The 24,431-nt window shown below is 69.0% G+C and carries 18 protein-coding genes; 7 read left to right on the top strand and 11 right to left on the bottom strand.

The window, feature by feature from the left end; genetic code table 11:
• Window positions 1–77: 77 nt before the first annotated feature.
• Genes AUC47_RS05645 through AUC47_RS05630 form a run of 4 tightly spaced genes read left to right on the top strand, consistent with a single transcriptional unit; the run spans window position 78 to window position 6,464 of the window.
• Window positions 78–1,379: an ABC transporter substrate-binding protein gene (locus tag AUC47_RS05645; protein WP_179297531.1), complete on the top strand. Its 1,302-nt coding sequence runs from the start codon at window positions 78–80 to the stop codon at window positions 1,377–1,379.
• A 2-nt stretch (window positions 1,380–1,381) separates the two neighbouring features.
• Window positions 1,382–2,308, top strand: coding sequence for a carbohydrate ABC transporter permease (locus AUC47_RS05640; protein ID WP_096714238.1), 927 nt, complete (start codon window positions 1,382–1,384; stop codon window positions 2,306–2,308).
• Window positions 2,305–3,237: a carbohydrate ABC transporter permease gene (locus AUC47_RS05635; RefSeq protein ID WP_096714237.1), complete on the top strand. Its 933-nt coding sequence runs from the start codon at window positions 2,305–2,307 to the stop codon at window positions 3,235–3,237. The genes AUC47_RS05640 and AUC47_RS05635 overlap by 4 nt, the downstream gene beginning before the upstream one ends.
• Complete coding sequence (locus AUC47_RS05630) at window positions 3,234–6,464, top strand: GH92 family glycosyl hydrolase (RefSeq protein ID WP_256999460.1); 3,231 nt, start codon at window positions 3,234–3,236, stop codon at window positions 6,462–6,464. The genes AUC47_RS05635 and AUC47_RS05630 overlap by 4 nt, the downstream gene beginning before the upstream one ends.
• A 16-nt stretch (window positions 6,465–6,480) precedes the next feature.
• On the opposite strand, the gene AUC47_RS05625 is transcribed toward AUC47_RS05630, so the two are convergent.
• From AUC47_RS05625 to AUC47_RS05610, 4 genes are all read right to left on the bottom strand, one after another.
• Window positions 6,481–7,407 carry an endo-beta-N-acetylglucosaminidase H gene (locus AUC47_RS05625; RefSeq protein WP_096714236.1) on the bottom strand — a complete coding sequence of 309 codons (927 nt, stop codon included), beginning with the start codon at window positions 7,405–7,407 and terminating at the stop codon, window positions 6,481–6,483.
• A gap of 148 nt (window positions 7,408–7,555) precedes the next feature.
• Window positions 7,556–9,190, bottom strand: coding sequence for a fucose isomerase (locus AUC47_RS05620; RefSeq protein ID WP_096714235.1), 1,635 nt, complete (start codon window positions 9,188–9,190; stop codon window positions 7,556–7,558).
• Window positions 9,187–11,793 (bottom strand): GH116 family glycosyl-hydrolase, encoded by a 2,607-nt coding sequence (locus AUC47_RS05615; protein ID WP_096714234.1) that lies wholly within the window; start codon window positions 11,791–11,793, stop codon window positions 9,187–9,189. Before AUC47_RS05615 ends, AUC47_RS05620 begins: the two co-directional genes overlap by 4 nt.
• Window positions 11,790–13,280: an FGGY-family carbohydrate kinase gene (locus AUC47_RS05610; RefSeq protein ID WP_096714233.1), complete on the bottom strand. Its 1,491-nt coding sequence runs from the start codon at window positions 13,278–13,280 to the stop codon at window positions 11,790–11,792. Before AUC47_RS05610 ends, AUC47_RS05615 begins: the two co-directional genes overlap by 4 nt.
• A gap of 253 nt (window positions 13,281–13,533) precedes the next feature.
• Here AUC47_RS05610 and AUC47_RS05605 point away from each other — a divergent pair, with 253 nt between their 5' ends.
• Window positions 13,534–13,833, top strand: coding sequence for a hypothetical protein (locus AUC47_RS05605; protein WP_096714232.1), 300 nt, complete (start codon window positions 13,534–13,536; stop codon window positions 13,831–13,833).
• Window positions 13,834–13,875: 42 nt separating this feature from the next.
• Here AUC47_RS05605 and AUC47_RS05600 read toward each other — a convergent pair whose 3' ends face one another.
• Window positions 13,876–14,862 carry a LacI family DNA-binding transcriptional regulator gene (locus tag AUC47_RS05600; RefSeq protein ID WP_096714231.1) on the bottom strand — a complete coding sequence of 329 codons (987 nt, stop codon included), beginning with the start codon at window positions 14,860–14,862 and terminating at the stop codon, window positions 13,876–13,878.
• 103 nt (window positions 14,863–14,965) lie between these two features.
• Between AUC47_RS05600 and AUC47_RS05595 the strand changes: the two genes are divergently transcribed.
• Entirely contained in the window at window positions 14,966–16,093 is a 1,128-nt protein-coding gene (locus AUC47_RS05595; RefSeq protein ID WP_096714230.1) for a glycoside hydrolase family 172 protein, read from the top strand.
• Between the two features lie 68 nt (window positions 16,094–16,161).
• On the opposite strand, the gene AUC47_RS05590 is transcribed toward AUC47_RS05595, so the two are convergent.
• The 5 genes from AUC47_RS05590 to AUC47_RS05570 form a co-directional block, all read right to left on the bottom strand.
• Window positions 16,162–17,274, bottom strand: coding sequence for a DUF4185 domain-containing protein (locus AUC47_RS05590; RefSeq protein ID WP_096714229.1), 1,113 nt, complete (start codon window positions 17,272–17,274; stop codon window positions 16,162–16,164).
• 41 nt (window positions 17,275–17,315) lie between these two features.
• Window positions 17,316–18,221, bottom strand: a complete 906-nt coding sequence (locus AUC47_RS05585) for a carbohydrate ABC transporter permease (RefSeq protein ID WP_096714228.1) — start codon at window positions 18,219–18,221, stop codon at window positions 17,316–17,318.
• On the bottom strand, window positions 18,221–19,150 hold the full coding sequence (locus AUC47_RS05580; RefSeq protein WP_256999459.1) for a carbohydrate ABC transporter permease: 930 nt from the start codon (window positions 19,148–19,150) through the stop codon (window positions 18,221–18,223). Before AUC47_RS05580 ends, AUC47_RS05585 begins: the two co-directional genes overlap by 1 nt.
• Before the next feature lie 79 nt (window positions 19,151–19,229).
• On the bottom strand, window positions 19,230–20,594 hold the full coding sequence (locus AUC47_RS05575) for an ABC transporter substrate-binding protein (protein ID WP_096714227.1): 1,365 nt from the start codon (window positions 20,592–20,594) through the stop codon (window positions 19,230–19,232).
• A gap of 147 nt (window positions 20,595–20,741) precedes the next feature.
• The gene (locus AUC47_RS05570; RefSeq protein WP_096714226.1) at window positions 20,742–21,887 is read right to left on the bottom strand and encodes a DUF4185 domain-containing protein; all 1,146 of its coding nucleotides are present in this window, start codon (window positions 21,885–21,887) and stop codon (window positions 20,742–20,744) included.
• 84 nt (window positions 21,888–21,971) lie between these two features.
• On the opposite strand from AUC47_RS05570, the gene AUC47_RS05565 reads away from it, so the two are divergent.
• Complete coding sequence (locus AUC47_RS05565; RefSeq protein WP_256999458.1) at window positions 21,972–22,895, top strand: hypothetical protein; 924 nt, start codon at window positions 21,972–21,974, stop codon at window positions 22,893–22,895.
• 164 nt (window positions 22,896–23,059) lie between these two features.
• On the opposite strand, the gene AUC47_RS05560 is transcribed toward AUC47_RS05565, so the two are convergent.
• Window positions 23,060–24,424, bottom strand: a complete 1,365-nt coding sequence (locus AUC47_RS05560) for an extracellular solute-binding protein (RefSeq protein ID WP_096714225.1) — start codon at window positions 24,422–24,424, stop codon at window positions 23,060–23,062.
• Between the last annotated feature and the right edge of the window lie 7 nt (window positions 24,425–24,431).

The raw sequence follows: 24,431 nt of genomic DNA, 5'->3' as shown, positions 1-24,431 counted from the left end.
GATGGTTTCATCTGCTAAAGCGCTGTAGTCCGATGACCGGACGCGCGCCCTATCGCCCGCCTCGAGGAAGAAGCACGATGAGAGTTCCGACACGCATTGCCACGGTGGCAGCCTTCAGCATCGGCGTCCTGGCGCTGACGAGTTGCACGGGAGGCGGGGGCGGCGCGAGCGATTCCGGCCCCATCGACACGTCCGGCGAACTGAGCGGAACCATCCAGTTCCAGACCTGGTCGCTCAAGAACGAGAAGTTCACCCCGTACTTCGAGGACGTCATCGACGCGTTCGAGGAGGAGCACCCCGATGTCACCGTCGAGTGGCTCGACCAGCCGGGAGACGGCTACCAGGAGAAGATCCTCAGCCAGGCCAACGCCGACACCCTGCCCGACGTGCTGAACCTGCCGCCGGACATCGCGTATCCCCTCGTCGCCGCCGGCAAGCTCCTCGATGTCGACGAGGCGGATGCCGACCTGAAGGACGCCTACAACACCGGCGCGTGGGAGTCGTACAGCCAGTATCCGGGCGTCGACGGCACCTACGGCCTCCCCTGGTACCTCTCCAGCGACGCCTCCTGGTGGAACCTCGCGCAGCTCGCCCCCTACGGCGTCACGGAGGACACCCTGCCCACCACGGTCGACGAACTCCTCACCCTCGCGAAGGACGTCGCATCGGAGTCGGGCGGCAAGGTGCAGCTGCTGTCGTCGATCCCCGCGCTCGACACGTTCACCTCGGCGGGCATGGAGGTCATCGACGACGAGGGCGAGTTCGTCTTCAACACCGACGAGGCCGCCGAGATCATCCAGGCCTACGCCGACGCGTACGCCGCGGGAGCGATGCCCGCGGAGGCCCTGACCGGCGACTACGGCGGGAACGCCGAGGCCTACATCCAGGAGAAGGTCGCCTTCACCACCGGCGGCACCGGCTTCACCACCGACCTGCAGAAGGACGCCCCGGCGCTCCTCGAGAACACGGTCGCGACGCCGCGCCTCGGCATCCCTCCCCTGTACGTGCAGGGGCTGAACGTCTCGGCCGATTCCGACAACAAGTCGGCGGCCCTCGCGTTCGCCGAGTTCGTCACGAACGAGGAGAACCAGATCGCGTTCTCGTCGCTCGCCGTCGGCACCGCGCCCGGCACCGCCTCGGGCGGTGACACCGTGGTCGAGAACATCTCGTCGTCGGTCACCGACCCGAAGCAGCTCGCCGCGATCGACACGGTGTTCACCGCGATGCAGGATGCCAAGGCGATCCCGTTCCAGTGGACGTCCGACATGGCCACGTACATGACGCAGCAGATCGCGCTCGCCATCAACGGCGAAGCCGACCCGAAGACGCAGCTCGACAAGATCGTCGAGTACGCCAACGCGAACCGGGTGGACCAGTAAGCATGGCCGCGGACACCGGCATCCGGAAACGGGTAGGCGGAATCACCTCGCACCGGTGGTTCACGCCGTGGCTCCTGCTCGCCCCCGCTGTGATCTGGGTGCTGGTGTTCGCGCTCTGGCCGTTCCTCAACACCGTCGTCCTGAGCTTCACCGACGCCAAACCGCTGCGCACGCCCGAGTTCGTCGGCGGCGCGAACTACGAGCGCATGTTCGGCGACGAGATGTTCTGGAACGCCCTCACCACGTGCCTCATCTACGTGGTGGTGTGCGTGCCGCTGCTCACGATCCTGCCGTTGCTGCTGGCTCTGCTCGTGCAGAAGAAGCTGCCGGGCATCTCGTTCTTCCGCACCACCTTCTACTTCCCGGTGATCGCATCCGTCGTGGTCGTCGCCCTGATCTGGACCTGGCTGTTCGACAGCCGCGGCATCATCAACCAGACGCTCGAGTTCCTGGGCGTCGTCGACAAGCCGGTGGCGTTCCTCGTCGACCGCTGGCTGCTGCTCGGCTGCGCCATCCTGCTCACGGTGTGGAAGGGCCTCGGGTACTACATGGTCGTCTACCTCGCCGCCCTCGGCAACGTCGGCAAGGAGCTGCACGAGGCGGCGATGCTCGACGGCGCCGGATCCTTCCGCCGGTTCCTGTCGGTCACGATCCCCTCGGTGCGCGGCGCGATGCTGCTCATCTCGGTGCTGATCGCCGTCTCGGCCATGCGGGTCTTCGCCGAGCTCGACGTGCTGTCGAAGAGCACCGGCGGCCCGGGCGGCTACGACATCTCGCTCGTGATGCTGATCCGCCAGGTCGGATCGGGTCTCAACGGCAACATCGGCTACGCCTCCGCGATCAGCGTCGCCCTGTTCCTCCTCACCCTCATCCCGCTCGCCGCGATCGCCTTCATGAATCGCGAGAAGAAGGCGAAGGTCTCCGCATGAGCATCCTGACCCGCCCCCGCACCGAAGACGAGCGCCCGGCGGACGACGCCGCTCCCCCGTCGCGCGAGCGCATCTTCCGCCGCCGCGGCTCGGGCGACTTCAGCAAGCCGACCCTCGGCGGACTCATCGGCCGGTACGCGCTGCTCGTGCTCGTGCTGTTCCTCGTGATCGGCCCGTTCATCTGGCAGCTGTCGACCTCGTTCAAGGGTCCGCAGGAGAACATCTACTCCTTCCCGCCGAACCTGATCCCCCGCGAGCCGACGCTCGGCAACTACGCGACGGTCGCGGACATCGTGCCGGTGTACCTCTACGCCTGGCACTCGCTGCTGGTGTCGGTGGGCACGGTCCTCAGCAACGTCGTGCTGGCGACCTTCGCCGGCTACGCGCTCGGGTGCATGCGGTTCCGCGGCAAGTGGATCGTCATGGCCATCCTGCTGTCGACCCTGCTCTTCCCCGGTGAGGTCACGGTGACGAGCAACTTCCTCACGATCCGCGCCCTCGGCCTCGCCGACACCCTGTGGGGTGTGTTCCTCCCCGGGGCCATCAGCGCCATGAACGTGCTGCTCGTGGCGACCGCGTGCCGCATGATCCCGAAGGACGTGCTCGACGCTGCGACGGTCGACGGGGCCACGACCTGGCAGCGCATCCGCCACATCGTGTGGCCGAACATCCGCGGCATGGTCTCGGTGGTCGCGATCTTCGCGTTCATCGGCGCGTGGGACGACTACCTCTGGCCCCTCATCGTGCTCTCCGATCCGGCGAAGTACACGCTCACGGTCGGCATGGCCTACCTGAACAGCAGCTTCTCCGTCGACCCGCGGCTCATCGCCGCCGGCACCATGATCGCGCTCGTTCCCATCGTCATCATGTTCTCGTTCACGCAGCGCTTCTTCTTCAAGGGCGTGCAGGAGGGGGCGGTCAAGGGGTGAGCTCCGCGCAGCTCGTCCCGGCCCGCGGCCCGATGGATCCGCCGTCGTCGCGCCCGCTGTCGGGGGTGCTCGCCGGACCGGTCTTCGCGTTCTCCTTCGACCCGGCCGCGGGCGCGCAGCGCCTCGTCGTCCCCGGGGTCGATCAGGTCGAGATCACCGACGACACGGTGCTGCACTGGGCCTTCTACGCCGATGGCCCGGATGCCGCGCTCGCACCGCACGCCGCGCTCGCCGTGTCGGTCGACGTGCGGCTCGACGACGGCAGCCGCCTCGCCGACGACCCCGCGGTGCGCGACCGCTACGGCTTCGCGGTCACGGCGGAGGCGCAGTTCGCCGCTCGGTGGAGCATGCCGGAGCAGTGGAACGCCGATACCGTCTCACTCGGCCCGCTCGCCGGAGGGCGCGGCGTGGTCGAGGTCGTGCTCGGCGCGGAATCGCTGGTCGGCGTCGACGGGCGGCCCGTTCGGGTGGCCGGATACGTGCAGGTCCTGATCGAGGAGCGTGTCGCCGCGGCATCCGATCTCCCTCCGGTCGAACGGGTCGACACGCGTCGCGGCACGCACTCGGGTGCGCGGTTCTCGCGCGGCAACACGATCCCGGCCGTGGCGCGCCCGCACGGGTTCACGTTCGTGACGCCGGCGACTGACGCCGCCGACGCGCGCTGGCCGTACCGCCCGTTCGTGCACGACGACCCGCCGGGCCGCCGCCTGGAGGCGCTGCAGTTCTCGCACCAGCCCAGCCCGTGGATCGGCGACCGCTCGGTGCTGCAGCTCATGCCGTTCTCCGGCGCCCCGGCGTCAGAGCACGCCGCGCGGCGCCGCTGGATCGTGGCCGGATCGGAGCGCGCGCGGCCGCACGAGTATGCCGTCGAGCTCGACGACGGGCACGGCGGGCGCATCCGCGCCGAGCTCACGGCGACCGTGCACGGCGCGGCGTTCCGCGTGCGCAGCGACGACGCCGACGAGCGCGTGGGCTTCGTGATCGACCAGCTCACCGACGAAGGTCGCCTCGACTGGACGGATGCCGACGGCTTCACGGGCTGGATCCCCGAGGGCTCCGAGGACTGGGGAAACGCCCCGCGCTGCTACTTCGCCGGACGGGTGATCGAGGGCGCGGCCGAGCGCGGGGGCCTCGACGACGCCGGTCGCGGACGGGTCGCGGGCTTCGTCGCCGGCCGCGGATCGCTCGAGGTGCGGGTGGCCGTGTCGTTCCTGTCGATCGAGCAGGCCGAGCGCAGTCTCGCCCTCGAACTCGACAGCTCGACCGTATTCGACGAGCTGTGCGCCGACGCCGCGGCATCCTGGAACCGTCTGCTCGGGCGCGTGACGATCCCGCCGCTGCCCGAGGCCGAGGCGCCGTATCGCGCACTCGCCGATGCGGAGAACAGAGCCCGGCTGGCCGCCGCCCTGTACCGCATGCACCTGTACCCGAACACCGCGGCCGAGGACACCGGGTCGCCCGGCTCTCCGGCTTCCGTCTTCGCCGACGTCTTCGGGCAGCGGCAGCCGTTCGGCGACACGCGCACGAGCGCGCCTTTCGTCGAGGGCGAGCTCGTCGTCAACAACGGCTACTGGGACACGTATCGCACGGAGTGGCCGGCCCTCGCCCTGTTCGACCCGGCGCTCGCGGGGCGGTTGCTCGACGGCCAGCTCGCGCAGTACCGCCGCGGAGGTTGGATGGCGCGGTGGAGCGCGCCCGGGTACGTCGACAGCATGGTGGGCACGTCGAGCGATCAGATCTTCGCGGATGCCGCGCGCTGGGGCGTGGCCTTCGATCGGCGGGAGGCGTTCGAGAGCGGCTGGCGCAACGCCTGCGAGCCGGGTCCCGACGCGCGTCGCGGACGGAAGGGCATCGCGCGCGGACGCTTCGCCGGGCACATCTCCTCCGCCGTGCCGGAGGGCATGAGCTGGAGCATCGAGAACGCCGTCAGCGACGCCGCCCTCGGGCGGTTCGCCGCGCAGCTCGCGTCCGACCCGCAGACCTCGACGACGGATGCCGCGCGCTATCGCGCCTTCGCCAGGTACTTCGCGAACCGCGCGCGGTCGCACCGCTCGCTGTTCGACCCGGAGACGCGGTTCTTCCGCGGCCGCGACGACCGCGGATCGTTCTCGCCCGAGCCCTTCGACCCGCGCACCTGGGGCGGCGATAACGTCGAGACCAACGCGTGGGGCATGTCGGTCGGCGCCGTGCACGACGGCGACGGGCTCGCCGACCTCTACGGCGGCCGGGCCGGGCTGCGGCAGCACCTCGATGCGCTGTTCGCCGAGCCCGAGACCGCGGACGAGCGCTTCGGCGGCGCGTACGGCACGGTCATCCATGAGCAGCGAGAGGCCAGGGCCCTGCGCGCGGGCATGTGCGGGATCTCGAATCAGCCCGCGCATCACATCCCGTACATGTACGCGTTCACGGATCAGCCGTGGCGCGCGGGCGGGATCGCGCACGAGCTCGCCGGGCGCCTGTTCGCCGGCGCGCACATCGGTCAGGGCTTCCCCGGCGACGAGGACAACGGCGAGATGAGCGCCTGGTGGCTGTGGGCCGCGCTCGGGCTCTACCCGCTCGAACTCGCGTCGGGGGTCCTGCGGATCGGGTCGCCACTGCTCGACGACGTCCGCATCGACCGCGGGAACGGCTCGACGTTGAGCATCCGCTCACGTCGGAGCTCGCCCACGGCACGCGTTCTGTACGAGGCGCGCCTGAACGACACGGCGCTCACGACGGCCGAGCTGCCCGTCGACGCCCTGGTGGGATCCGGGTCCGCCGACGTCGTGCTCGATCTCGTGTTCGGCGAGGATCCGGAGCGCTGGCTCGGAGAGATCACGGAGACGGATGCTGCGCCGTGGCGCCCCGACCTGACGGCGAGCGGCGGAGCACCGATCGCGTCGGACGGCGTTCGCTGCCCGGAGCGCGCATTCGATGACGGCGACTCCGCCGGCGCCGACGGGATCCGTTTGGAGCCGGGCGAGTGGATCGGATGGCGGTTCGGCGAGGCCCGGGCGGTCAGCGACGTCTCGGTCACGACGGTCGCCGCGGCATCCTCGACCGCGCTCATGTGGGAGGCCGAGACGACGAGCGGCTGGGAGCGGATCGACGTCACCGCCCCGGTCGAGATGCCCGCCGACCGCACGACGCCCTTCACCCTCGCCGGACGCACCGTGACCTCGGCGCTCCGCGTGCGGGCGGAGGCCGAGGTCACGGTGCGTCAGCTCGAGCTCTTCGATCTGGGCTGACGGCCCCGACTCCCGCTCACTGCGGGGCGTACACCGTCGCCTCGCCCTTGATCGCCTCGGTGATGCCCGAGAGCAGAGACGCCTGGTTGGTCGCGGTGAGGTTGTACGCGACGTAGACGCCGTACCCGTCGGCGGCGGTGCGCTGAGCGAAGTCCGTCGCGGTCGCCGCGCTCACGGTCGAGAGGTCGACGGCTGCGGCGCCGATGCGCGAGCGGTCGTCGAGGCCGGGCACCGTGGGGGCGTCGTAGGTCGGGTAGTACGGGTTCCACGCGTAGTCGAGCGTCGCGCTGACGTCGAAGGCGCTGAAGTCGGTCGTCGTGTACGACGGACCGATCGCGTACAGCGTGATGAGCTTGTCGGGTCCGAGACGGTCACGCAGGGCCGAGGCCACCCACCCGAACGACTGGGCGTTGGGCTGCGGCGTGCCGTTCGCGCCGTACTGGCTCCACTCGTCGTCGAAGTCGATGCCGTCGAGGCCGTAGGTCGTGACGGCGTCGGCGAGCTGCGCCGCGAACGCGTCGGCCTCGGCGTAGGTCGAGAAGTTGGCGAAGCCCGCGCCCTGGTGGTTGCCGAGCACCGACAGCAGCACCTTCGTGCCCTGCTCCTGCAGCGGGCGGATCTGGTTCCCGGCATCCTGCAGCGTCTCGGTGACGCGCTCGTTGAAGTGCAGGTAGGCCTTCTGGCCGTCGTAGTTGATGTTGGCGGCGAAGATCATCGCGAGGTCGACCGCCGGGGCGCCCGAATCGGCGAGCTGGTAGTCGGCGACGTTCGCTAAATCGTTCGAGTTCACTTCGACGTAGACCGCGAGTTTCGCGTCGGTGTCGGCAGCCTCGTCCGCTGCGGCCGACGAGGCGGCGACGCCGCCGACGGCGGCGATCGCGAGCGCGGCGGACGCGGCGAGGCATCTGCGGATCAGGGAATGACGGGGGTTCGGCTGACTCATGGTGGAGCTTCTCCTTCGGCGTCTTTGTCGATCTCACGCCGCGTCAGTGCGGCGTGCCGATGACTATATCGCTTAAGTGGCAGCGTCGAAAGAGGGGCGGATGCCGCAGCATCCGCCCCTCCCGCCGTTCCGATCCGTCGCGGTCGGCTCAGATGTTCACGTCTCCGACGAGGTTCACCTTGATGCCCATGCCCGCGAGCATCGCGGCCTTCGCGACGAGCGCCTTGTCGGCGGTCTCGGCGTCGGGGGCGTAGACGGTCTGCGCGTGATTGGCCTTGTGACGGGCCATGAACTGGTCGCGGGAGATGCCGTGCAGCACGACATGCGCGATCGGCCACTCCGGGTTCGTGTCGTTCTTGCGGCGCTGCGTCTCCTCCTCGGGCAGCTCGACCACCGAGCCGCGGAAGATGTCGGCCTGCAGGATGCCGTCGGCGATGAACACCCGCGACAGCACGACCTCGCCGGGCTTCGAGACGCCGTTGATGGTGGCGCCGCCCGCCGGGAAGAACACGTGGCCCTGCCGCCATCCCTCGGCGCTCTGCCATCCGCCGAGGTGCGAGGCCGGCACCGATCCCGAGATCTCGTAGACCCACACGAACTGCCCGTCGTACTCCTCGCCCCAGCGCACGTCGTGCAGGGTGTTGTCGGGCACGAGCCCCATGGCGCGCCACACCCGGTCGGTCACGAGCGCGTCCACCGCGACCCCCTCGTCGGCCTCGTTGAAGTGCGGGAACGCGCGGCCCTCGTGCAGCACGCGCGAACCGTCGCGGGACGTGACCGGCGGGCGCTCGGTGGAGTTCAGGATGCCCTCGGCGAGGTCGGAGGCGGGCACGAGGTCCTTGAGGCCCTGCTGGTACTGGATGCCGACCGCGTCGAGGCCGAAGTCGTCGGCGATGCGGAGAGCGGCGATGTACATCTTCAGCTGCCACTGCACCTGCCCGCGGGTGAGCTCGGTCGCCGCGTCGTCGCCGTACCGGAAGGTCATGCCGTGGTCGATGAGCCAGTCGTACGCGGCGTCGGCCTCGGCATCCGTCACCCGCAGCATCTCGGCGTACAGCGCCGACTGCGACAGGCGCTCCTTGTAGATGCCGGTCTTGTTGAGCAGCTCGTCGTCGAAGATGGCGTTGTACATGCCCATGCAGCCCTCGTCGAAGACGCCGATGATGGCCTTCTCCGCGAGCAGTTCGGCGGCGAGCGCCTCACCCAGCTGCTTCTCGGGGCTGTCGGGCAGCTCGGGGAGCGCGCGCACGTGCGAGGCGTCGTGGGTGATGGTGCCGGTCTCGGTCCACTCGCGGATGCCGTCGCGGAACCAGTCATCGGTGAAGTCAACCGACCAGGTCGTCGAGTACGGCTTGTCCATCTTGGTCAGGCCCGCGTTCAGGCCGAGCAGACCGACGAGACCGGGCCAGTCCCCGGCGAAATTCGCGACCGTGAGGATCGGCCCCTGATGCGTGCGGAGCCCCGCCAGCACGTGGTGCGAGTACTGCCAGACGGCCTCGGCGACGATGAGAGGCGCGTCCACGGGGATGTTCTTGAACACCTCGAGGCCCATGCGCTGGCTCGAAATGAAGCCGTGGCCCGTCTCAGGGTCGACCTCGTTCGCCCGGATCACCGTCCAACCCAGTTCTTCCAGCACGCCGGTGACGCCGGCTTCGAGCTCGACCTGGGTCGGCCAGCCGGCGGTGTTCGCCGACTCGCGCAGATCGCCGGAGGCGATGAGGTACGCGGTCTTCGGGGCGGATGCCGGGCGGGATGCCGGTGCCGGCAGGGTGTAGGTGGTCATGATGCCTCTCCGGTGGTGCGGGTGCTGCTCGTGCTGGTGGTGGTGCTGGTGGTGGTGCGGGCGGACGGGGGCGTGAGTTCGGCGCGATGCGACTCCCCCGCTTTGAGTCGGATCGGGCCGGCGACGACGCGGTCGCGCAGCCCGAGGGCGGCGACGTCGAGCCGTCCGCCCTCGACGTGGAGCGTGAGGGAGGCGTCGTCGATCTGGACGCGCCCCCATCCCGTGCCGGTGGTGAAGAGTCCGCTGAAGGAGCGTCCGCCCGCCGGTGCGAACGACAGCGTCTTCGTCGGAGCGTCCCACTGGGCGCCGCTCGCTCCGAGCAGAAGCGCCCACGACGCGAGCGAGCGCGCGTAGTGGTTGCCGCATTCGATCTCGTTCCACGGGTTGCGGTGAGTGCCGTCGTAGCGCGCGCGCAGGGTGCGCTCGATCCGGAGAGCGTCGTCTGGGCGCCCGGCGAACAGCAGCGAGGCGGCGACCTGGTGCTCGATCCCCGTCCACACCTCGTCGGAGTAGACGAACGGGATCGTCGGCCGACCGCCGCGCGGCCAGGTCGCGAGCAGCAGTCCGCCCTCGTCGTTCAGCGCGTACACGCGCTGCGTGCTCTCCTGCGTCGAGAGGTCGTCGCAGAGATTGTGGGCGACGATCGCGCCCAGCGCGGAGTCGACGCGCGCGGCGGGAAGGATGTGTCCGAGCCCGTTGACGAAGGCGTGGAACTGGCCGAGCAGCTGGTCCGACAGCACGCCCTCGCCGTACTGATAGCGGTGCGCATCGACGTCGTCGATCACCTGCCGGTAGTACTCGCCGTTCCACAGGACGTCGTCCATCGCGATCGCCACGCGGTCGGCGCGCTCGGACCACTGCGCAGCGCGCTCCGCGTCGCCGAGGTGCTCGGCCATACGCGCACCCGCTCGCAGCGCCGCCAGATGGACGCCGTTGGCCAGCGGTTCCGCGCCGTGGAACTCGATGTCGTACGTGTTGTGCATCTCGCCGTCGAGCAGGTCGTCGCCGTCTCGATCCCACTCCCTCGCGGCATAGTCGAGCGTGCGGGCGGCGGCGGGCCAGAGCTCGTTCAGGAACTCGTCGTCGCCGCTGAACCGCCACTCCCGGTGCAGACGCAGGAAGGTCCCGAGCTGGCCGTCGACCGCGGGGCTCATGAACCACGACGGCCCGCCCAGCACGCGATTGCCGCGGAACTTCTGCGCCCCGGCGTCATCGGTCTCGAGCAGATACTCGACCCGGCGGGCGCTGCGCTCGAGCGAAGGGAACAGCCACGCCAGGGTCTGCGCGTACGACCAGACGTGTGTGCAGGTGCCCTCGCAGGAGCCCGCGTGGTCGAACGAGCCCTCCCAGGCCGCGAACACCGGGCCCTCGTCGAGATCCGGATGCGGGGACTCGACGACGAAGCACGTCGTCGACCGAGCGGCGGCGATGTTCGCGCCGACCGCGTCGGCCAGAACAGGATCGAGGCTGCCGCCGTAGAGCGCCTCGACGAAGGCAACCGTCGCCCGCTCCAGGGCGGGGAGCTCGGCGTGCAGGTGCGCGGCGGCGCTCCACGCGTCGGGCCAGAGCGTCGCGTAGTGGTTGCGGATGATGCCGTCTGCAGGGTCGGCGAACACGATGTGCCCGTGCCAGCCGCTGCGGCGGTTCGGGAAGCTCCACGCGAGCACGAACTCGAAGTCGCGGGTCTCGCCGGGTTCCAGCGTGTGCACGATCCCCAGCGATCCGGTGCGCAGACGGGGCAGCTTCGCGAGCATCTGCTCCTCGGTGAGCGGAGTGACGTCGGGGTCGGCATCCATCTCGGCGAACAGCCCGCGGGGTCGATCCTCGAGCGTCAGCCGCGGCTCCGGCTGCAACAGGCCGTCGGCGGCGAGGTCGTCCCAGAACAGGCGCGCGCCGTCGGGCCAGTAGCTCGTGACCCACTGCGGCTTGACGGTCGTGGACTCGTCGGTGGTGGTGAGGCTCAGCGTGCCGTACCCGGGGTCGTCGCCCGGGAGATCGATGTCGAAGTCGAGCCCGCGCACCCCCGCCTCGTCGCGCCAGCGCACCCGCTGTGTGCCGCGCATGCCCCACGGGGCGTCGGGCCCCGGCGCCCCGCGTCCGGCGGTGTGCGAGACGCTGCCGACGACGGTCACGACGACCGGCACCGGCCCCGGGTTCGTCACCCGGTAGCGCAGCACGGCGGCGGGGATGCCCGACTCGTCGGCATCGAGCGGCACGAGCGGGGTGAAGGCGTGCAACGACACATCGACGGGCAACGTGTCGTCGGTGAAGTCCACATCGACGACCGGATACTCCCCGTGCAGCGTCGCTCCATCGAGGCGGGGGAGACCGGCGAGCTGGTCGAACGCGTACCCGGCATCGGCGTCGTGGCGACCGGTGAGGCGCGCCTCGAGCACCCGCGTGACGGCGGCGCCGCCCTCGGGTGCTGCGTGGATGGCGAAGAACGAATGCGGGTTGCGGCGCCCCTTGTCGGGAAGGTTCTCGAGCTCCCAGTCGCGGAGTTCCCCGCGCGCACCGATCGAGACGTTGCCCGTGCCGATGCCGCCGAGCGGGAAGGCGGTGGCCTGCGAGGTGTGCGGGATGCCGCGGGCACGGCGGGTCATGCGACTGCTCCCCTCTGCCCGGCGGCGAGCTCGTGGACGACGTTCGCCGTATCGCGATACAGGCGGGTGTAGCGGTCGAACAGCCTGTCGTACACCTCGCGCAGCGAGTCGTCGGGGCGGATGGTCTCGGTCACGGGGTTCCACGCCGCGATCTCCGGCATCGGGCCGTCGGCGGTGGAGACAGCGGCGAGGAAGGCCGCGCCGTAGCTCGCGCCGATCGTCGTCGCCGGCACCTCCTGCACGAGACCCGTGACGTCGGAGACGATCTGCAGCCAGAGCCGGCCCTGCGTGCCGCCCCCGACCGCGACGATGCGGCGGATGTCGGCCCCGGCGGCGCGCATCGTCTCGACGTTGTGCCGTACGCCGAGGGCGGTCGCCTCGAGGGCCGCGCGGTAGAGGTCGCCGCGGGTGTGGGCGAGCGTGAGCCCGGCGATGACCCCCCGGGCGTCCGGATCCTGGATGGGCGTGCGCTCCCCCGCGAAGTAGGGGAGCATCAACAGTCCTCGGGCCCCGGCACCGGATTCGGTCGCCTCGGCGAGCAGCAGCGGGTAGTCCGCGCCGGTCAGGCCCTTCAGCCAGGCCGTGAGCGCACCGGATGTCGAGAGCCCGCCGGCGAGGTTCTTCGTGCCGTCGAACGCCCCGGCCGTGGTCCACATCGAGGGCGTGCGCAGCGTCTCCTCGCCCGTGGCGATGAGGAACATCGTCGTCCCGTACATGAGCATGAGATCGCCGCGCTCGTGCGCGCCGACGCTGACGGCCTCGGTCCATGCGTCGACGGTCCCGGCGATCACGGGGGTGCCCTCGGGGATGCCGGTGGCCACCGCGGCAGCTCGCGTGACGGTGCCTGCGACGTCGCCCGCCCACAGCAGCGGCGGCTGCTCGATCGACGACGCGTACCGCTGCCACCAGTCGTCGTGCCACACCTCGCGGTCGATCTCGTACAACGGCGACATCTGACTCGCGGACTGGTGGTCGAGAACGTAGGCGCCGGTGAGGCGTCGGGCGAGCCACGAGGCCGGCATGTACACGCGGCGGGCGCGCTGCCAGGAATCCGGTTCCTCTTCCGCGACCCAGGCGAGCTTCGGCCCCCCGGCCTGCGAGGTCAGCGTCGATCCGCCGATACGCGTGATCTCGGACTCGCCCAGCTCGGCCGTCATCCGCTCGATCTGCGCCGTCGCGCGGGTATCGACACCGTAGAGGATCGCCGGGCGGACCGGGCGATCGTCGTCGTCAGCGAGGAGGATGCAGGGCCCCATGCCGCTGGCGCCGACGCCGACGATCTCGGCATCCTGAGTCGCGGAGAGGAGCTCCCGAGTGATCGCGACGAACTCGTCCCACCACACGTCGCCGTCCATCTCGACCCACCCGGCGCGGGGGCGGGAGACCTCGTGCGACCGGGTCGCGGTGGCGACGATCGCGCCCTCGGCATCCACCAGCACGCCCTTGCTGCTGGATGTGCCGATGTCCACCCCGAGGGTGCAGCGCATGGCGTCCTCCTTGAAACCCGAGCCGTCGATTCTGAAATCTCTCGCAACTGTACGCGAAATCGATTTCAACACGCAAGACGAAGATCGGATGTTTACCGGAACTCTGGCACGCCGGGCGCGGCGCGGATCGAGCCTTGCTGCACGACGAAGGGTCGTCATCGCGTCGTCCACACGTCACGGCGAAGGGGGTGGTCGGCGCGACGAGCGACCGGAATACCGTGACAACCTGGGCTTTCACTCGCAGAATGGAGCCATGGACATGACCGAACCCCAGACCTGGACCGTCATCGGCGTGTTCGCCGCGATGATGCTCGGCGGCATGACCCTCATGACCACGCAGTTCAGCCGGGTGATCCGCGCCGAGGTCGGCGGCCTCCGCAGCGAGATGCTGGGGGAGCTGGGCGGATTCCGCGGGGAGCTCAACGGGTTTCGAGGCGAGGTGAACGGACGGTTGGACGTCATCGAGAGCCGTCTCACGCGGGTCGAGTCGAAGGTCGACGACCTCGACACCGAGCTCACCAATCTGGCGACGCGGTTCTGGAAGTCGCAGTAGCCGAAGTCGCAGCGGTCGGACGGCAGCAGGTAGCCGGCGAGGTCAGACCCGTGCTGCCCTGGCGGGCTGGATCTCGTTGCGAAGCACCACGGTGCGGGAGGGCTGCGTGTCGCCGCCGATGCGCTCGAGCAGCATCCGCGCCGCGGTCACGCCCATGTGCCGAGCAGGCAGCCGCACGACGGTCACCGCGCTCGGCGACAGAGTCGTGAACGGCAGTGAGCCGATCACCGCGACCCCCACGCGCGGCGGCGTGAGGCCACGCTCCGTCAGCACCTGGATCGCGCCGACGCCGATGAGGTTGTTGCCGGCGACGACGGCATCCGGCGGCTCGGGCAGGGCGAGCAATTCCTCCATCGCCTCGCGGCCTCCCTCGACCCGGAAGGAAGCGAAGCGAGCGAGTTCGTCGACGTCGAGGTCCGGCTGCGCCCTGGTCAGCGCCGCCCGCCACCCGGCCGCGCGGTCGGCAGCGGTGTCGATGTGCTCTGGGCCGCCGATGTACGCGATTCGGCGGTATCCGGCATCCAGCAGATCTTTCGCGGCCGACGTCCCGGCGGCGCGGTTCGCCATCACGACCCCGTCGATGTCGTAGGCCGTGCTGCGATCAACCGCCACCACGGGGCGTCCGGTGGCGAGGATCGCGTCGAGATTCGTGCTCTCGTCAGCGGTCGCGATGATGACCCCCGACATGTGCTCGGCGATCGCGATGCGCAGGTACGTGGCCTCCTTCTCGACCTGGGAGTCGGAGTTGCAGAGCACGACCGAGTAGCCCGCCTCGGACGCGACATCCTCGACGCCGCGGGCCATCTCGGTGAAGTACGGGTTCTCGATGTCGGGAATCACCAGTGCGATGACCTCGGAGCTCTGCCGGCGCAGAGAGCGGGCCGTCCGATTGGGCGTGAAACTCAGTTTCGCCGCCGCGTCGCGCACCGCGGCCACCTTGTCCTCCGACACGCTCGTGCCGTTGAAGACGCGCGAAACGGTGGCGGGAGACACTCCGGCGAGTTCCGCGACGTCGTAGATGGTGGCCATTCGAACCTCTTAGCTGCGTCCGGCCGCGCCGGATCTCCAGCAACAGTAGCGTGCGAGCACCGCTCCCTGGTGCTCAGCACTGAAATCGATTACATTGACGCCCATGACTTACGCATCCTCTGACCTCGCGACGATCGCAGCGCTGCGATCCGTGCAGACACGATCGATCTCCCCCGAGAACTTCGACGGATCCGCTGGAGGCGGAGGCCGGGCGACCGAGGGCACGGGGGCGTCGTGCGCCCGTGACCTCGGCCCCGGCTGGAAGATCTCGCCGAGCGTCGACGTCAAGGCCGGCGAGACCTTCGATCTCGCGAACATCGAGGGTGCGGGCAAGATCACGCACATCTGGATCACGACCCACACCGACAACTGGCGCACCCTGCTGCTGCGTGCCTACTGGGACGGCTCGGAGGAGCCCGCGGTCGAGGTGCCGTACGGCGACTTCTTCTGCAACGGCTGGGGCGTGTTCGCGCAGGTGAACTCGCAGACCATCGCCGCGAACCCGCACGGCGGTTTCAACTCCTACTGGCCGATGCCGTTCCGCGACGGCGCGCGGCTCACGATCGAGAACACCTCCGTCGTCGATGTGCGCATCTACTTCCAGATCACGTACGAGATCGGCGGCGACTACTCGAACGACGCGTACTTCCACGCGCAGTGGCGCCGGTCGAACCCGCTGGAGGAGCTCACCCCGCACGTGATCCTCGAGGGCATCGAGGGGCAGGGGCAGTACGTCGGCACCTACATCGCGTGGGGCGTGAACTCCAACGGCTGGTGGGGCGAGGGCGAGATCAAGTTCTACCTCGACGACGACACCGACTATCCGACGATCGCGGGCACCGGCACAGAGGACTACTTCGGCGGCGCCTGGAACTTCGACATCCCCGGCCAGGGATACACCGCGTTCTCGACACCGTACCTCGGGATGCCGCAGATCATCCGACCCGACGGCCTCTACGTCAGCCAGCAGCGCTTCGGCATGTACCGGTGGCACCTGCTCGACCCGATCCACTTCGCCACCGGCATCCCGAAGGTCGACATCCAGGCGCTCGGCTGGCGGAGCGGATGGCGCTACCTGCCCCTCCGCGACGACATCGCCTCGACCGCGATGTTCTACCTCGACCGCCCCGCCGCCCGGAGGCCGCGGACTCCTTCGGCCGACGACCTGGAGGTGCATCTAGGAACTGCGCCGGTGCCTGACATCGGCGCCACTCCCCCGCGCGCCCCGTAGGACTGAGAGGGCGGGATGCTGCGGCAGCTCCGCCGCAGCATCCCCTTCCCGTCTCGGACGCGCTCCGCCTACACGAGTCCCTGCACGCGGAACTGCTCCGAGTGGTAGACGCTGTTGTTGCCGGTGTTCCACTGGCTGACGCTGAGGTGCAGGTCCGACAGTGTCGACCCGGGGATGATGTACCCGCCGTAGAGCTGGGCGACGTGTGACGCGTCCTCCTGCCCCCATTCGGCGCCCGTGAGCAGCGTCGTCTTCGCGGCGGTGTAGAGGTTGTCTGTCGGCGTGTTCAGCACCATGGCGTCGATCCGGTACGCGGCCGCGTTGAACCAGGTGAGGATCCACTTGCCTCCGAGCGGCCGCAGACACATCTCGCCGAAGCCTCCGGGCAGGATCTCCGTCACCGGCTTGCCCCACCCCCACGAGCCGTTCGCGAAGCCCCACGGCTGGTAGGCCGACAGGGTGGTCATGTTGTTCGACGGCACGCGGTAGAGCACGATGCCCTTGTCGCGCTGGAACCCGGTGCCGTAGATGTACACGTATCCGTCGTTGCCGAGGCCCCACGTGATGCACTGGAACTTGCCGCCGGCCATGTCGGCGGCGAACTGCAGCCCGGTGTGCTGCCAGGTCGCGCCGTTGTCGTCGGACTTCCACAGCTCGGTCCAGCGGACCGCGCCGAACTGGGGCCCGTTCACGATCGCGTGCAGATACATGCGCGAGCCGATGGTGATGACATCCGAGGGGATGACCGTCGTGAAATACGCGTCGTGCGGGTAGTACCAGAACTGCGGCGCCACACCCTGCGTGTTCGCACCGGCGCCTGCAGAGCCGTTGAACACGACCCCGGCGGCGAGGTTCGTGGTCGACGAGTAGAGGCCGACCGGCGACCGCCAGTTCGCACCCCCGACGTGATCGGCCCACGTGTCACCGAAGACGAACAGCAGCCGCCCGTCGGGCGTCCTGGCCGGGATGCCGAGATCGGTCGCCCCGATCCCGTATTGCACGGGACTCTGCGTGCCGGCGAGCACCTTCAGCCTGGTGACGGTGAGCGGACCGGCGGCGGATGCCGGGGCGGCGGCGCCGATTCCGACGGCGGGTGCTGCCAGCATCCCGGCGCCGAGCGCGAGTGCGCCCTGCAGGATGCCGCGGCGGGAGATGAGCGGGGGTGTGTGCTGTTCGGTCATCGTCGACCTCTTTCCTTGTGTGTCGCTCTCTGTGAGTCGGCCTACTTCAGACCGGCCATCTTGATGTTTCCGATGATCTGGCGCTGGAAGATGAGGAACAGGATCATGACGGGCGCCGCGGCCAGCACGGAGCCGGCCATGAGGAGTCCGAGCTCGCTCGTGCGCTCGGAGCGGAACGTCGCGAGGAACTGCTGCACCACGAAGCGTTCCGGCGTGGTGATCGTGAGGATGGGCCACACGTACGAGTTCCAGTAGGCGAGGAACGAGGTGATGCCCATGACGACGAACGGCGGCTTCGACAGGGGCAGGAAGATGCGCACGAAGATCGCGAATCGTCCGCACCCGTCGAGCATCGCTGCCTCCTCGAGACTCGCGGGGATGTTCAGATAGAACTGGCGGATGAAGAACACCGTGCCGGCGCTCGCAGCTCCAGGCAGCACCAGCACGGCGAGCGTGTCGAGCATCGACAGCCGGGTCACGACGATGAAGCTCGTGAGCAGGATCGTCATGCCGGGGATGAACATGGTCGTGATGACGATGACCCACAGGGTGCGCTGGAACCGGAAGTCGAGACGAGCGAACGCGTAGGCCGCGAGCGAGTTGACGGTCAGGCTCAGCAGCGTGAAGAGCACCGCTCCGCCGAACGTCCACAGCATCGTTCGGGTGAATGTGGGGTCGGCGAGGATCTGCGCATAGTTCTCCCAGCGCCACACCTCGGGGAAGAACTGGAACGGGGTCTGGATGACCTCCGTCTTCGACTTGAATCCCGCGATCACCATCCACGCGAGCGGGAACAGCGCCGCCACGAGGAACACCGCCCCGGCGAGGAGCTTGGCGATGACCGTCGCCCACGATCCGGGGGTCCTGGGCAGCCGAGCCCGCCGAGGCGGCTCGGTCCCCGCCAGAACGATCCCGCGCGTGGTGTCCTGCGGCGCGATGGTGACCATCAGTCCACCAGCCTCTCCGAGTTGACGAACTTGAAGACGATCGCCGACACCGTGCCGAGCACGACGAACATGACCAGCGCCGCCGCGATCGAGTAGCCGACGTTGATGTCGTTGCGGAAGTGGTTGAAGATGAACAGGTTCGGCAGGGTGGTCGAGTCCAGCGGCCCGCCGCCCGTCATCACGAGCGGCAGCTCGAACTGCTGGATCGCGGCGACGAAGCCGGTGATGAGCAGGTACAGGATGATGTTCTTCATCTGCGGCAACGTGATGAACGCGGTCTTCTGCCACCAGTTCGCGCCCTCCATGGCGGCCGCCTCGTAGAACTCGGTGGGGATGTCGACCATCGCCGCGACCATGATGAGCGATGTCAGTCCCATGCCCAGCCAGATCGCGGGGATGGCGATCGCGAGCAGCGCCCAGGCCGGGTCGCCGATCCACGCGATCGGGTCGACGCCGAAGATGCCGAGGAACCAGTTGAGCAGCCCGCCCGAGTAGTCGTACATCAGCACGAAGATGATCGACGTGATGACCGACGAGATGATCGTCGGGATGTAGATGCTGACCTTGAGGATGCTGGCGAAGCGACGCGACACGCTCACGACGAGGCTCGCGAAGAAGAACGCGAGCACGAGCATGGGCGGCACCGTCATCGCGACGAAGGCGAAGCCGCGGCCGACCGACGCCCAGAACAGCGGATCGCTGAGGACGGCCGTGAAGTTGCGGAAGCCGACGAACTCGGGGTCCTTGTAGAAGCTCCAGTTCTGGAACGACAGGAACCCGGCGTAGATCGCCGGCCAGATCACGAATATCCCCAGGAGGCCGGCCACCGGGAGGAGGAAGAGGTACGCCACTTTCGTGTCGCGATACCTGCGCACGTCCGCCTGGCGTTTCACCGCCCGTCGCTCCGTCGAGACTGCACTGACCATCATCGGCTCACCCGTTCCCTCGTGGTGTCGTGATCCCGTACGCGGGGCCGGCGCTCGGGCGCCGACCCCCGTCATCCGGGTCCTACTCGCTCGGCGCCTTGTCGGCGAGACCCTCGCGATCGATGACCGTCTGGATCGCCTTGTTCGCCGTGTCGATCGCGGCATCCGGCGAGGCCGACCCCTTCATGACCGACTCGAAGGCGGTGCCGACCGCGAGCGAGACGTCCCACGGATAGGTGGGCTCGGGGATCGCGTTCGGGGCGATCTCCTCGGTGATGACCGACGACCACGGGGCGTCGGCGGCCTTCGGGTCGGCGGCGACGGCATCCTGCACCGACTGCCGCACCGGCGCCTTGGTGAACTGCGTGTCGACGAAGAACGGCACGAGGTTCTCGGGGTCTCCCGCGATGGCCCAGGAGAGAAACTCACCGGCGGCTTCAGCGTTCTTGGTCTTCGCGTCGACGACCCACTTGAAGTTGCCGAGGGTGGTGGCCGTGCGGCCGTCGGCCTCCGCCGAGTTCACCATCGGACCGATGCCGGTCTTACCGAGCACGTCGGCGTAGTCGGAGCCGATCTCCGACAGCATCCACGATCCGGAGACCTTGAACGCGACCTTCTCCTCCCCGAAGTCCTTGCCACCGCCGTAGTCGGCGAGCGGCTGCTTGGGCATGTACCCCTCGTCCCACAGCGTCTTGTACTGGGTCATCATGTCGCGGTATCCGGCGTCATCGATGTCGGCGGCGGTCCAGTCGGCGTTCAGCGCGGTGTGCCCGGCGAAGTTGTACTGCTGTCCGACGGTCGACCACGCGAACGTCGCGGCGTCCTGCGCCGGCGAGATGCAGTACTGCCCGTCGGCGAGCGTGGGCTGGATCTTCGCGCACGCGTCCATGAGCTCGTCCCACGTCGTCGGGCCCTGTTCGGAGTCGACGCCCGCTGCGTCGAGCAGGTCCTTGTTCCAGAACAGCACGGCCTGCGGCTCGAGCAGCAGCGGGTAGGCGTAGTAGGTGCCGTCGATCTCGGAGACGGGCTTGGCGGCGTCCGAGATCTCGGCGAGCGCGTCGTCGGGCACGATGCCGTTCAGCTCATGCAGCTGCCCCGCGTTCACCGCGTCCTGGATGCTGCCGGGGTGCGTGTAGATGTCGGGGGCCTTGCCGGCCGCCTGCGCGGCCTTCATCTTCTGATCCCAGGCATCACCCGGCACCTGCGTGCCGACGACCTTGATCTCGTCCTGCGAGTCGTTGAACTCCTTGATGATGTTCTCGTACCACTCGTTCTCGACAGGCGTGAAGTTGCGGTGCCAGAACTGAATCGTGGTGACGCCGTCCTCGCCGCCGGAGTCGGCCGACTCGCCGGGGGTGCTCGACCCGCAGCCGGCGATCATGACGCCTACGGTCAGTGCCCCGAGAGCGGCGACCGTCGCCCTGCGGGTGCGTGGGGTGATTCTCATGAGTTCCTCCTCAGGAACGGACTCCTCGTCGAGTCGCTGCTGTGTGCTCGGCTGTCGCCGAAACCCACCGGCCCAGCCGACGGTCCTCGGTGACCGGGTAAGCGCCAGAGTAGGCGAAATCGATTTCATAAGCAAGGGATCCACGCGTCACTTCACCCGATCAAGGTCGGCGGAGAACCAGAACACGTTGTACGGCCCCCAGAGCGACAGGGTGAAGTGGATGCGCCTTCCCTCCTCCGTCACGTACCGCGGATTGAGGTACGGCGAGTAAAGCCCCTCGTACTCGCCGCCCGGCACGAGCTCGAGCGGATCGCCCCACGGACCCCACGGGGTGATGCCCTCCCGGATGTACGCGTTGCCCGCATCGGAGTAGGTCATGATCCACCGCTCCAGGTACGTCGACCACATGACCGAGAGCTCGCCGATCGTGCCGTCGACCACCGTCTCGGCATCCGCCATGTCGTCGCTCCAGGTGGGCACCCCTCCGTCCAGTCCGGCGAAGTAGGAGTAGGCGGACTGGTTCTCGACCGCGTCCTCGGTAGCCCGGACGCGCATGAGCTGCACGCTGCCGAAGCGCCCCGACGGGATGGACCAGAAGTAGATCCAGCCCTCCCCGCCCTCGTTCACCTCGGCGGTCGCGACCTGCACGAAGTTCGAGTCGCCGGCCCATTCCACGCCTTCGACCGGATTCCATGATTCCCCGCCGTCGCGCGAGACGATGAGCGCCGACCGGTTCGCATCCCAGGCGCCGGGCTCGCCCCAGAAGCGCACGGACATGTACGAGACGTAGATCGCGTCGTCGATCGTGAAGCCGTAGGTCGGGATCTTCGTGACCTCGCCCTCGGCGCCGTTGGCGTCGTGATCGCCCTCGATCAGCGCCTCAGCGAGCCCGATGTCGTCGGTCACCCACCCGTCGAAGTCGATGCCGTCGGTCGGATCGTCGTCCTCCGTCCAGGCGGCGACGTTCGACCGCCAGAACCCGCCTTGCCCGCCGATGGACTCCGGGTCGCGCTCCCCGAACGTGTCGCCGAAGAAGAAGAACGTGCGATCGCCGACGTTCGTCATCGACCCGAGATCGGTGCCGGCCACCGACACCGACGCCGTGTCATTCATGGCGCCGGGTCCGGTGAGCTGTGCGATCTCGGCGAGGTTCGAGACACCCTCCAGCACGAACGGCTTATCGGGGTCCGGATCCACGCTCACGCCGGTGCCTGCGGCGCAGCCGGAGAGCCCCAGGGTCAGGATGACGGATGCCGCGGCGAGGCGGCGGTGGGATGCGGATGCACGGCGCATGATCCTCCTCGATCGGCGGTGCGGGAACACCGCGCTTGGCATCGAACCTAGCGAAATCGATTTCATCGCACTAGGGTCTGAGGCATGTCCGCATCGACCGAAGGACCGTGGCTGCGCGCCGACGGTGAGCCGCGGTGGGGCCACCGCGGCGGCATCCAGATCGGCATCCCTCCCCTCCCCGGCCCGCGTGGACTCCTGCGCGTCTATGCGCCCTACCTCGACCACCCGCCGGAACGCCTCGTGAACTTCATCGCCGTCGAACCGATCCCACAGGGGCGGACGGAGCGCGGATTCTCGGAGCTGGAGCCGAGCTCGCTCGACCCGGGCGAGCGCGGCAAGCGGCTCTGGTCGGCCGACGACGCGGATGCCGCGGCTCAGCCCGACGGGTCGGGGGAGCTCGCCCGCGGCGTCGTCGCGGAAATCGACGGGGTCGAGACCCTGACGGTGTGGATCGGCGTCGAGCGCTTCGACAACGGGGCCGATGTACGCGTACGGGTGAGGTTCCGCGCCGACCGCCCGCATGAGGTCGAGGTCGCGGGGTTCGCGAACGAGGGGTCCGTGCCGCTCGCCCACCTCGTACTCACGGCCACCATGGGCAACTGGGCGCGACTGCGCGTGCTGCGGCTCGCGGACCGCACCGTCAGCCCGGCGGACCTGTGGCCGGGATTCACCGGCACGGCCTTCACGGAGCACGCGCGGTTCGGTCTCGCCGAGCTGGTTCGCGACGGCGGGGCAGCGATCGTCGAGGCCGTCGGGGACGAAGAAGATCCGTGGTCGGTCGAGTACGCGCACGGAACCGCCGACCATTGGCGGTTCCTCGGCGGGCGTTCGGTGCAGAGCTGGCGCGTCGACGATCCGCACCCCGACCTCGAGGCGCGGGTGAACGCGCGCTGGGCATATTGGGCGAGCAGCTCGTCGATCCCCGGCGGACCGGCGTTCGAGAACGTCGAGATCGTCGAGCCGTTCCGCCAGGGGGCGGCGTTCCGCTTCTCGGTCGAACCCGTCTGACGGTCTGGAGAGCAGGATGCAGGTCGGGAACACACGTGCAGGTCGGACCCCGGCGATCCGACCTGCATCCGTGTTCTCGGCATGCATCCGTGCGCGCGTCCGCCGTCCGGTCGCGACGAAGGGGCGGATCGACCACGTCGACCCGCCCCTTCGGCAGCATCCGGTCAGCCGGCCGTGGCGTTCTCGTACGCGCGCATCGCGGCCTGCTGCGCGTCGGCGAGAGCCTCCTCTGGCTCCTTGTCGCCGAGCAGCGCGGCGGTGATCGCGTTGTTCAGCTCGTTCTGGATCTCCTGCCCGGCGGGCGAGGATCCGAACGACTGACCGTACCCGACGACGTCGTAGAACGTCGAGATGACCTGATCGAACCCGGCATTGCCGGTCTCGGTCACGAACTGGTCGCGGATCGCCTGGTCGGACGCCGGCGATCCCGTGAACAGGCCGGTGTTGAGTCCGCCGTCGTCCTTCAGCGTCTGCGCACGAGCCTCGCCCGCCGCCATCCACGCGTCGTCCGAGGTGAGGTTCACCATCCACGCGCACGCCGCCGCCGGGTTCTTCGCGCCGACCGGCACCACGAACGCCGTGCCGGATGCGACCGAGAACGGCTCGCCGTCCTTGTCGCGGAAGGGGACGGCCTCGATGTCGATCTGATCCGCGTACGGCCCGAGCACGTTCGGGTACCACTGCGCGTTGACCTGTGCGCCGACCTGCCCCGCCACGTACTGGTTGTTGTCGCCGAACGTGTCGAACGAGTCGGTGAAGCTCTTCACCGCGGCGAAACCGCCCTGGGCGTCGGTGATCTGCTTCAGCAGCTCGATGCCCGCGAGGTTGCTCGGGTCGTCGAGCGTCGGCGCCCCGTCCTCGTCGTTGAGCTGCCCGCCCATCGCGAGGATCCAGAGCCCGCCCTGGCCGGTCGCGACGGGATCGAAGCCCAGGCGCGACGGCACGCCGCCCGACTCCTGGTAGATCTTGCCGATCGCATCGATCAGGCCCTCGGGGTTCGACGTGTCGAACTGGTCGGGTGTGACGCCCGCCTCGGCGAGCACCGTCTTGTTCACGATGATGGCCGGCGGCTGGTAGAACTGCGGCACGGCCCAGACCTCGTCGTCGTATGTGACGTCGTCGACCACGAACGGATACCAGTGGTCACGGGGCTCGACGTCCTGCGCCGCGAAGCACTCGTCGAGCGGCATGATCAGTCCCTGCGCGGCGTACGTCGTGACGTAGCGGCGGTCCATCTGCACGACGTCCGGCACATCGCCGCTCGCGATGCGGGTGGTGAACTTCTGCGCGTCGAACGCGGTCGCGTCGAGGTCCACTTCGACCTCGCCGAGCTGCTCGGCTGCGTAGTCGACACGGGACTGCCCCACGTCGTCGGCGTTCTCGAAGCCCCACGCGTTGAGGGTGCCTGTGGGTTCGGCGTCGAAGTCGGCATCCGCGCCGCCTTCGCCCGCTCCTCCCCCGCTGCAGCCCGCGAGCACGATGGCGGATGCCGCGGCCATGGCGGCGAATCCCAGGATGCGCTTGCGCATGTCATTC

The sequence above is a fragment of the Microbacterium sp. SZ1 genome, from assembly GCF_002362255.1.
Classification (GTDB): domain Bacteria; phylum Actinomycetota; class Actinomycetes; order Actinomycetales; family Microbacteriaceae; genus Microbacterium.
Note: the sequence above shows the minus strand (reverse complement) of the source record. Positions and strands in the feature narration are given on the sequence as shown.

Excerpts from the sequence above, each read along its gene's own strand:
- AUC47_RS05645 (WP_179297531.1), top strand. The coding sequence starts at position 78 with ATGAGAGTTCCGACACGCATTGCCACGGTGGCAGCCTTCAGCATCGGC.
- AUC47_RS05640 (WP_096714238.1), top strand. The coding sequence starts at position 1,382 with ATGGCCGCGGACACCGGCATCCGGAAACGGGTAGGCGGAATCACCTCG.
- AUC47_RS05635 (WP_096714237.1), top strand. The coding sequence starts at position 2,305 with ATGAGCATCCTGACCCGCCCCCGCACCGAAGACGAGCGCCCGGCGGAC.
- AUC47_RS05625 (WP_096714236.1), bottom strand. The coding sequence starts at position 7,407 with ATGAGTCAGCCGAACCCCCGTCATTCCCTGATCCGCAGATGCCTCGCC.
- AUC47_RS05620 (WP_096714235.1), bottom strand. The coding sequence starts at position 9,190 with ATGACCACCTACACCCTGCCGGCACCGGCATCCCGCCCGGCATCCGCC.
- AUC47_RS05615 (WP_096714234.1), bottom strand. The coding sequence starts at position 11,793 with ATGACCCGCCGTGCCCGCGGCATCCCGCACACCTCGCAGGCCACCGCC.
- AUC47_RS05610 (WP_096714233.1), bottom strand. The coding sequence starts at position 13,280 with ATGCGCTGCACCCTCGGGGTGGACATCGGCACATCCAGCAGCAAGGGC.
- AUC47_RS05605 (WP_096714232.1), top strand. The coding sequence starts at position 13,534 with ATGGACATGACCGAACCCCAGACCTGGACCGTCATCGGCGTGTTCGCC.
- AUC47_RS05600 (WP_096714231.1), bottom strand. The coding sequence starts at position 14,862 with ATGGCCACCATCTACGACGTCGCGGAACTCGCCGGAGTGTCTCCCGCC.
- AUC47_RS05595 (WP_096714230.1), top strand. The coding sequence starts at position 14,966 with ATGACTTACGCATCCTCTGACCTCGCGACGATCGCAGCGCTGCGATCC.
- AUC47_RS05590 (WP_096714229.1), bottom strand. The coding sequence starts at position 17,274 with ATGACCGAACAGCACACACCCCCGCTCATCTCCCGCCGCGGCATCCTG.
- AUC47_RS05585 (WP_096714228.1), bottom strand. The coding sequence starts at position 18,221 with ATGGTCACCATCGCGCCGCAGGACACCACGCGCGGGATCGTTCTGGCG.
- AUC47_RS05580 (WP_256999459.1), bottom strand. The coding sequence starts at position 19,150 with ATGATGGTCAGTGCAGTCTCGACGGAGCGACGGGCGGTGAAACGCCAG.
- AUC47_RS05575 (WP_096714227.1), bottom strand. The coding sequence starts at position 20,594 with ATGAGAATCACCCCACGCACCCGCAGGGCGACGGTCGCCGCTCTCGGG.
- AUC47_RS05570 (WP_096714226.1), bottom strand. The coding sequence starts at position 21,887 with ATGCGCCGTGCATCCGCATCCCACCGCCGCCTCGCCGCGGCATCCGTC.
- AUC47_RS05565 (WP_256999458.1), top strand. The coding sequence starts at position 21,972 with ATGTCCGCATCGACCGAAGGACCGTGGCTGCGCGCCGACGGTGAGCCG.
- AUC47_RS05560 (WP_096714225.1), bottom strand. The coding sequence starts at position 24,424 with ATGCGCAAGCGCATCCTGGGATTCGCCGCCATGGCCGCGGCATCCGCC.